The sequence below is a fragment of the Brevundimonas sp. genome (assembly GCF_036677305.1).
GTDB lineage: Bacteria > Pseudomonadota > Alphaproteobacteria > Caulobacterales > Caulobacteraceae > Brevundimonas.
On sequence record NZ_JAKFEB010000056.1, the window covers coordinates 1 to 7788 of the forward strand.

A 7788-nucleotide genomic window follows, 5' to 3' on the forward strand; every position below is an offset into this window, starting at 1 on the left:
CCGTCGGGCGACGTCTGGTACGCCTCCCTGGCCGGCAGTCATATCGCGAAGGTCGATCTCGATACCGGCGAGGCGACCGTCGTCGAGCCGCCCACCCCGAACCAGGGCGCGCGGCGCGTCTGGCCCGACAGCCGGGGCCGGATCTGGGTCAGCGAGTGGAACAGCGGCAACGTCAGCGTCCACGATCCCCGCGACAACAGCTGGCGGACCTGGAAACTGCCGGGCGAGGCGCCCAGGACCTATTCGGTCTATGTCGACGAGACCGACAAGGTCTGGCTGACCGATTTCGCCGCCAACGCCATCGTCCGCTTCGACCCCGCGACCGAGACGTTCCAGAGCTTCCCGAGCGACCGTCCGGGAGCCAATGTGCGCCAGATGCTGGGCCGGCCCGGCGAGGTCTGGGGCGCCGAGTCCGGCACGGACCGGCTGGTGGTCATCCGGTACGGCGGCTGAGGCGTGACGGCGACCTGGCTGTTGATGGCGGCTTTCATCCTCGCGGTCCCGCCGCAGAGCCCGGTCGAGCCCGGCGAACGCGCCTTCCAACGCTGTCTGGCCTGCCATTCCCTGCAGGCCGATGCGGAGTCCGGGCCGCGGTTGCAGGGCGTATTCGGGCGGCGCGCCGGCGCGATCCCGGGCTTCGCCTATTCGGACGCCATGAAGGCCGCGGGCCGGCAGGGTCTGACGTGGGACGCCCCGACGCTGGAGCGCTTCCTGTCGGATCCGGACGCCGTCGTGCCCGGGACCACCATGCCCTATCAGGGCGGCCCGGCCGCCGAGAGACGGCTGCTGATCGACTGGCTGAGGCGTTCGGGCGCGGCCGCTCGCAACGGGATGTGATCGGCCCAGGCTAGGCGGGGGCGCCCCCGGTCGTTAGGTCTGGGCCTCCCGTCGAGTGGAACCGGTTACAGATGCGCTACGCCCCCTTCCCCGCCCCGACCCGCCGCGCGCTTCTGGCCGGAGGCGCGATGGCGGCCGGACTGGTCATGGCGCCGCGTATCGCCGCCGCGCAGGCGGCGGCGGCTCTGGACCGGGTCAACGCCCTGATCGCCCGGATGACGATCGAGGAGAAGGCCGGGCAGCTGAACCTGCTGAACGACCCCTTCCGATGGCGGCCCGAGGGCGTGAACCCCGGCGACTTCAACCCCGACCAGTCCGCCATCGCCGCCGATATCCGCGCCGGCCGGATCGGCGCCCTGTTCAATGGCGTCGGCGCCGCGACCACCCGCATGGTGCAGGACATGGCGGTGAAGGACAGCCGGCTGGGCATACCCCTGCTGTTCGCCGCCGACATCGTCCACGGCCTGCGCACCACCTTCCCCGTGCCTCTGGGCGAGACCGCCAGCTGGGATACGGATCTGGCCATGCGCACGGCGCGCGCCGCCGCCGTCGAGGGCGGGGCCGCCGGGGTGCACCAGACCTACGCCCCCATGGTGGACGTCGGCCGCGACCAGCGCTGGGGCCGGGTCGTCGAGGGCGCGGGCGAGGACGTGCTGCTGGGCAATCTGTTCGCCGCGGCGCGGACGCGGGGCTTCCAGGGCGACGACCTGAAGGCCTGGTCGTCGCTGCTGGCCTGTCCCAAGCATTTCGCGGCCTACGGCGCCGCCGAGGCGGGCATGGACTACAACTCCACCGACATGAGCGAGCAGGAGCTGCGCTCGGTCTATCTGCCGCCTTTCAAGGCCGCCTTCGACGCGGGCGCCCTGTCGACCATGAGCGCCTTCAACGACCTGAACGGCGTTCCGGCGAGCGGCAACAGATGGCTGCTGACCGACATCCTGCGCGGCGAATGGGGTTTCACCGGCTTCGTGGTCTCCGACTACACCTCCGAACAGGAGCTGATCGCCCACGGCTATGCGGCTGACGGACGCGACGCCGCCCGGCTGGCCCTGATGGCCGGCGTCGACATGTCGATGAAGAGCGGCCTGTACCTCAAACACATCCCCGAACTGGTGCAGTCGGGCGATGTGCCGGTGGCGCGGGTCGACGAGGCCGTGCGGCGGGTGCTGATGACCAAGGCGGCGCTGGGCCTGTTCGACAACCCTTACCGCGGCTCGGACGTACGCACCGAGCGCCGCGTCCACGGCAGCCGCGAACATCTGGCCCTGGCGCGGGAGGCGGGCCGAAAGTCGATCGTGCTGCTGAAGAACGAGGGCGGCCTGCTGCCCCTGCCGAAGAGCGGCAAACGCTACGCCCTGATCGGTCCGTTCGGGGCGGATACGACCGACCTGTTCGGGCCGTGGTCGATCTTCAAGGATCCGAAGCTGGCGGTGTCGCTGGAACAGGGTCTGCGCGCCGCGCTGGGCGAGGGCTCCAGCCTGGCGGTGGTGAAGGGTTCGGACGTCGAGGCGCCCATCGCCGGCGGGATCGACGCCGCCGTCCTGGCCGCCTCACAGGCCGATGTGGTGCTGCTGGCTGTCGGCGAGTCGGGCGAGATGTCCGCGGAGTCCAAATCGCGCGTCGACATCGGCGTTCCGGAGCCGCAGCTGGCGCTCGCCCAGGCCGTGGCCGCCACCGGAAAGCCGGTGGTCGTGCTGCTGCGCAACGGGCGCGGCATGGAGCTGGCCGGCGCCGTCAGGGACGCCCCGGCCGTCCTGGTGACCTGGTTCCTGGGGTCGGAAACGGGGAACGCCGTCGCGGACGTCCTGTTTGGCGACCACGCGCCGACGGGGCGGCTGCCGGTCAGCTTCCCCCACCGGTCCGGCCAGTCGCCCTTCTACTACGCCCACAAGGCCACGGGACGGCCGTCGCAGCCGACCGATACGGAGTTCACCGCGAAATTCCGCGAGGCGCCGCATCTGGCCCTCTATCCGTTCGGCCACGGCCTGACCTATGGCGCCGTCAACTGGTCCCCGGTGCGGCTGTCGGCCCCGACCATGGCCTGGAACGGCGAGATCACGGCGAGCGTGACCCTGACCAACCCCGGCGACCGGGCGGTTTCCGAGGTCGTGCAACTGTATATCCGCGACAGGGTCGCCTCGATCACCCAGCCCGTCCGGCTGCTGAAGGGGTTCCGGCGCGTGACCGTGCCGGCGGGCGGCGAACTGGAGGTGACCCTGCCGCTGACCTTCGCCGAACTGGCCTTCCTCGGACCGGACCTGCGTCCGACGACCGAGCCCGGCCTGTTCGACGTCTGGCTGAGCGCCGACGCCCAGTCGGGAACGGCGGTCCAGTTCAACCTGACGCGCTGACCGGAACCGATACGCCCCGCTCAGGCGGCGACGCCCAGCGCCTTGTCCGCTGAAATCCGCGTGAACTCCCGGGTCAGGTGATCGGCGATGTCGTGGCCCGGCGTGACCTCGATCCAGGCGACCCCGGCGCGCCGCAGCGCCTCCTTCTTCACGGCGTCCCTTGCCGCGGCCGTGCCGAGGTAGTGGCCGCTGCCCTGGTATTCGACCGCGGCGACGGGGTGTCCCGAGCCGGAAATCAGCAGGATATCGACCCGTTTGCTGTTGATGGCCGCATAGGCCGCCGGGTCGCGCGTGGACAGCACCTCGCCGAGACTGACCTGCGCCATGACCCGCCACTTCAGATCGAGACGCTGAACCACGGCCTCAGCGGTCTTGAAGACGCGCGCCTCGTCGTTCGACATCAGACGCTGGCGCTGGAAGGCCGCGGACATCACGGTTCGAAGCTGTTCCGCGGCGTCGGGAACCCCGCGATCGGATCGCGACGCCCCCGTCCGCACGGGTTCCGTCCGGCCCCGCCAGCCGGATTTCCGACGCGCCGTCAGGCGGGAGGCTCTCAGCCCTGCGAGGAAGGCCGCCAGAATGATCAGGACGACGAGAACGGTCTGCTGATCCGACACGGGATCCATGTCCTTGCGCGAATTGCGTTCGTTCGAGCTTGCGGGTCGGGGATTGCGGACCGCTTAAACGACAAGGCTAACGGGCCGGCCCCGGCCGCTCAGACGACGAGCGCCGCATAGGCGTCGGGCTTGAAGCCCACCAGCGTCCGCCCGCCCAGATCCAGCACCGGCCGTTTGATCATCGACGGCTGGGCCAGCATCAGGTCGACGGCCTTCGCCGCGTCGAGGTCCGCCCTGTCGGCGTCCGGAAGGGCCCTGAACGTCGTGCCGGCGCGGTTCAGCACCGTCTCCCAGCCGTGCTCGGCCACCCAGCCCTCGACACGGGCGCGGTCGATCCCGGCCTTCCTGTAGTCGTGGAAGTCGTGGGCCACGCCATGCCCGGTCAGCCAGACGCGGGCCTTTTTGACGGTGTCGCAGTTGGGGATGCCGTAGAGAATCGGGGTCATGGCGGCCTGTGTGGCGGCGACGCGCCGGGATCGCAAGCCGTCCGGCTTGCATTTAACCTATTAGTTTAATATAACGCCCCGTCAGAAAAAGGAGACGCCCATGACCGCCCTCCCTCCCCGCCAGAAGGTCATTCCCTGCCTCTGGTTCGACAAACAGGCCGAGGAAGCCGTCGGCTTCTATGTGTCGCTGCTGCCGGATTCGCGCATCGACGCCGTCATCCGCTCTCCGGGCGACTACCCCAGCGGCAAGGCCGGCGACGTGCTGCTGGTCGAGTTCACCCTCGGCGGCGCGCGCTACACGGCGCTGAACGGCGGGCCGCATTTCAACTTCACCGAGGCCATCTCGCTGCAGATCGACTGCGAGGACCAGGCCGAGGTCGACCGCCTGTCCGACGCCCTGTCCGCCGTGCCCGAGGCCGAGCAGTGCGGCTGGGTCAAGGACCGCTACGGCCTGTCCTGGCAGATCGTGCCCTATGCGATGAACCGGCTGCTGGCCGATCCCGACGAGGGCGTCCGGAAACGGGTGTTCGACGCCATGATGGACATGAAACGGCTGGACATCGCCGCGCTGGAGCGCGCCGCGCGCGGCTAGTCCTCGTCCGCCTGCACGGCTCCGACGGCGACCGGGCCCGGCGCGCCCGACAGCGCCCGGTCCAGCGCCTCGCGGTCCAGACCCTTCTCCCACCGCGCCACCACGATGGTGGCGACGGCGTTGCCGATGAAGTTGGTCAGGGCCCGGCATTCGCTCATGAAGCGGTCGACGCCGAGGATCAGGGCCATGCCCGCGACCGGCACCGAGGGCACCACCGCCAGCGTGGCCGCGAGGGTGATGAAGCCGGCGCCCGTAACGCCCGCCGCCCCCTTGGAGCTCAGCATGGCCACGGCCAGAAGCAGCAGCTGGTCGCCCAGCGACAGGTCGACGCCGCAGGCCTGGGCGATGAACAGGGCCGCCAGGGTCATGTAGATGTTGGTGCCGTCCAGATTGAACGAATAGCCCGTCGGCACGACCAGCCCGACCACCGACTTGTCGCAGCCGGCGCGGCCCAGCTTCTCGATCAGGCTGGGCAGGGCCGCCTCGGACGACGAGGTGCCGAGGACCAGCAGCAGCTCCTCCTTCAGATAGCGGATCAGCTTGAAGATCGAGAAGCCGTTGACCCGGGCCACCGCGCCCAGCACCACCACCACGAACAGGGCCGAGGTCAGGTAGAAGGTCCCGACCAGCGCCGCGAGATTGATCACCGACTCGATGCCGTAGCGGCCGATGGTGAAGGCGAAGGCGCCGAACGCCCCGATCGGCGCCGCCTTCATCAGTATGGCGACCAGTTTGAAGAAGGCCTCGGACACGCTTTCCAGCACCGTCATGACCGGCTGGGCGCGGTCGCCGATGACGGCCAGCGAAATGCCGAACAGGATGGCGAAGAACAGCACCTGCAGGATCTCGCCGCCGGCGAAGGCGCCGACCACGGTTTCGGGAATGATGTTCATCAGGAAGCCGACGATGGTCGTGTCGTGCGCCTTGTCCGCGTACTGGGCGACGGCGGCCGGATCGAGCGTGGCCGGGTCGACGTTCATGCCCGCGCCGGGCCGCACCACATTGGCCACGATCAGGCCGACGATCAGGGCCAGGGTCGAGAAGGTCAGGAAATAGGCGAAGGCCTTGCCCACCACCTTGCCCAGCTTGCCCAGGTCCCGCAGGTGGGCGATGCCCGTGGCCACGGTCAGGAAGATCACCGGGGCGATGATCATCTTCACCAGCCGGATGAAGGCGTCGCCCAGCGGCTTCAGGCTTTCGCCGAACGCGGGCCAGAAATGGCCGATCAGGGCGCCGAGGCCGATGGCGACCAGCACCTGGAAATAGAGGTGGGTCCAGATCGGCGCCTTCTTCGGCGGAACGAGCGGGGCGGCCTCGACGGCGACGCCCGGCGCGATCTTCACGGGCCGGGGCGCGCGCTTGCGCGGCGTGTCGGATGTCGTCGGCGTTCGGGCCATGCCGTGTCCCCCTGACCGCGCGTCAGCGCGATTCCCGACAGACTATGGAGTCATCGCACCTAATCCCACAGGCTGAATTCGCTTGCGCGACCCGATAGAAGGATCGGTCATCGCCGCGGAGCCGCCTGATCCATGTGCAACACCTACCGCTTCCGGCCTTTCGCGGACCAGCCGTTCGAGGAAATCCGCCAGATCGGCGTTCCTCTGGAATTCCCCGAGGGCCGCCCGAACATCGAGCCGCGGGACGAGATACGCATCGGGGATTCCGCGCCGCTGCTGACCCGGACGGCGACCGGCGTTGCGCTCAGAACCGTGAAATGGGCCTGGACCTCGCCGCAGGGGCGGCCGGTGTTCAACTTCCGCTCTGACGACCGGTCGTTCGCCAACAGCCTCAGATGCGCGATCCCCGCCGACGGCTTCTACGAATTCACCGACGCCCTGCCGGGTCAGAAGCGCAAGACGAAATGGCTTTTCACCCTGACGGACAATCCGGTGTTCTGGATCGCCGGCGTCATCCGCGACAACGCCTTCGCCATGCTGACGACGGAGCCGGGGCCTGACATCGCGCCGTACCACGGCCGCCAGATCGTGATCCACCCGACCCGTCGCGTCATGGAATGGCTGGAGCTGACGACGCCCGAAAACGAGCTCCTTGCGCCCCTGCCCGGCGGCAGCCTCGCCGTGGAGCGCGTGTTCCCCCCGCAGACGGACGCCGCGGAGCCTCAGCTCTTCCGTTGAGGATGCGGCGTCTCGCCCCGCTTCAGCATGGCGACCAGATCCGCGATCTTCTTCTTCCGCCCGGCCTCGGTCTTCATATTGTGGGTGCGGAAGGCCAGGGCGAAGCGGTTCTGGGCGCTGAGCTTGCCCAGCATCTCCCTCGCCTTCGGCTCGGCGTCGATGGCGGCCTGGAGATCGTCCGGAATGGCCATGTCCTTGCTGCCGCCATAGGCGCGGGCCCAGCGGCCGTCGGCTTTTGCGGCCTCAACCTCCTTCAGGCCATGCTCCGTCATCCGCCCTTCGGCGACCAGACGGGCGACGTTGTCGACGTTGATCCGGCTCCAGATGCTCTTCCTCGTGCGCGGCGTGTAGCGCTGGAGATAGCTGGTCTCGTCGAGGCTCTTCCGCACGGCGTCGATCCAGCCCCAGCACAGGACGACGTCGACGGCCTCCTTCGGCGTGATCGACGGCAGGCCCGAGGCGACCTTGTGGATCTTGATCCAGACCTCGTCCTCGCGGTCGTGATGCCCGCCCAGCCATCGATAGAAGGCGGCGGCGTCCACGAACTCGTGCACGTGCCCGGGATCGACGGTGATCGGCCCTTTCACTCCCATGCCCCATCCCCTCCATCGCTCGAGCGCGGCCCTCCCGCGATGGTTCACTCTCCGGGCGGGGGACGCAATGGCGGCCTCGTTTCGCGGCATGCCTGAATCCCGGCGTTGACGACTTCGGTCACCCGGCAGCGTCCGGAAGGCGGGGAATGCGATCGCGGATGGCGCGAAGGCCGGAGAGCAGGTTGTCCGTGGCGGCGGTGCGACCGCAGTCGCCGGA

The 7788-nt window shown here is 69.2% G+C and carries 9 protein-coding genes; 5 read left to right on the forward strand and 4 right to left on the reverse strand.

Annotation, left to right across the window (positions count from 1 at the left end):
• The 3 genes from V6M42_RS03430 to V6M42_RS03440 all read left to right on the forward strand — a co-directional run.
• Positions 1-453 (forward strand): Vgb family protein (locus tag V6M42_RS03430; RefSeq protein WP_442880917.1); only part of this gene is annotated, 453 nt, incomplete at its 5' end.
• Positions 454-477: 24 nt separating this feature from the next.
• A complete protein-coding gene (locus V6M42_RS03435; protein ID WP_332677172.1) occupies positions 478-837 on the forward strand; it encodes a c-type cytochrome in 360 nt (119 codons plus the stop codon).
• A 71-nt stretch (positions 838-908) separates the two neighbouring features.
• The gene (locus V6M42_RS03440) at positions 909-3188 is read left to right on the forward strand and encodes a glycoside hydrolase family 3 N-terminal domain-containing protein (RefSeq protein WP_332677173.1); all 2280 of its coding nucleotides are present in this window, start codon (positions 909-911) and stop codon (positions 3186-3188) included.
• Between the two features lie 20 nt (positions 3189-3208).
• Here V6M42_RS03440 and V6M42_RS03445 read toward each other — a convergent pair whose 3' ends face one another.
• Both V6M42_RS03445 and V6M42_RS03450 read right to left on the reverse strand, forming a co-directional pair.
• A complete protein-coding gene (locus V6M42_RS03445; RefSeq protein ID WP_332677175.1) occupies positions 3209-3805 on the reverse strand; it encodes a DUF2726 domain-containing protein in 597 nt (198 codons plus the stop codon).
• A 98-nt stretch (positions 3806-3903) separates the two neighbouring features.
• The gene (locus tag V6M42_RS03450) at positions 3904-4251 is read right to left on the reverse strand and encodes an arsenate reductase (RefSeq protein ID WP_332677177.1); all 348 of its coding nucleotides are present in this window, start codon (positions 4249-4251) and stop codon (positions 3904-3906) included.
• 100 nt (positions 4252-4351) lie between these two features.
• Here V6M42_RS03450 and V6M42_RS03455 point away from each other — a divergent pair, with 100 nt between their 5' ends.
• Positions 4352-4843, forward strand: a complete 492-nt coding sequence (locus V6M42_RS03455; RefSeq protein ID WP_332677179.1) for a VOC family protein — start codon at positions 4352-4354, stop codon at positions 4841-4843.
• On the opposite strand, the gene V6M42_RS03460 is transcribed toward V6M42_RS03455, so the two are convergent.
• The gene (locus V6M42_RS03460) at positions 4840-6240 is read right to left on the reverse strand and encodes a dicarboxylate/amino acid:cation symporter (protein WP_332660560.1); all 1401 of its coding nucleotides are present in this window, start codon (positions 6238-6240) and stop codon (positions 4840-4842) included. The genes V6M42_RS03455 and V6M42_RS03460 overlap by 4 nt on opposite strands.
• A 132-nt stretch (positions 6241-6372) precedes the next feature.
• Here V6M42_RS03460 and V6M42_RS03465 point away from each other — a divergent pair, with 132 nt between their 5' ends.
• A complete protein-coding gene (locus V6M42_RS03465; RefSeq protein WP_332677181.1) occupies positions 6373-6978 on the forward strand; it encodes an SOS response-associated peptidase family protein in 606 nt (201 codons plus the stop codon).
• Here the strand turns inward: V6M42_RS03465 and V6M42_RS03470 are convergent.
• Positions 6963-7571, reverse strand: a complete 609-nt coding sequence (locus V6M42_RS03470) for a YdeI/OmpD-associated family protein (RefSeq protein ID WP_332677183.1) — start codon at positions 7569-7571, stop codon at positions 6963-6965. The two genes, V6M42_RS03465 and V6M42_RS03470, sit on opposite strands and share 16 nt — an antisense overlap.
• Between the last annotated feature and the right edge of the window lie 217 nt (positions 7572-7788).

Bases quoted from the DNA above. Each gene is read 5' to 3' on its own strand.
- V6M42_RS03470 (WP_332677183.1), bottom strand. From the start codon at position 7,571: ATGGGAGTGAAAGGGCCGATCACCGTCGATCCCGGGCACGTGCACGAG.
- V6M42_RS03455 (WP_332677179.1), top strand. From the start codon at position 4,352: ATGACCGCCCTCCCTCCCCGCCAGAAGGTCATTCCCTGCCTCTGGTTC.
- V6M42_RS03435 (WP_332677172.1), top strand. From the start codon at position 478: ATGGCGGCTTTCATCCTCGCGGTCCCGCCGCAGAGCCCGGTCGAGCCC.
- V6M42_RS03460 (WP_332660560.1), bottom strand. From the start codon at position 6,240: ATGGCCCGAACGCCGACGACATCCGACACGCCGCGCAAGCGCGCGCCC.
- V6M42_RS03465 (WP_332677181.1), top strand. From the start codon at position 6,373: ATGTGCAACACCTACCGCTTCCGGCCTTTCGCGGACCAGCCGTTCGAG.
- V6M42_RS03440 (WP_332677173.1), top strand. From the start codon at position 909: ATGCGCTACGCCCCCTTCCCCGCCCCGACCCGCCGCGCGCTTCTGGCC.
- V6M42_RS03450 (WP_332677177.1), bottom strand. From the start codon at position 4,251: ATGACCCCGATTCTCTACGGCATCCCCAACTGCGACACCGTCAAAAAG.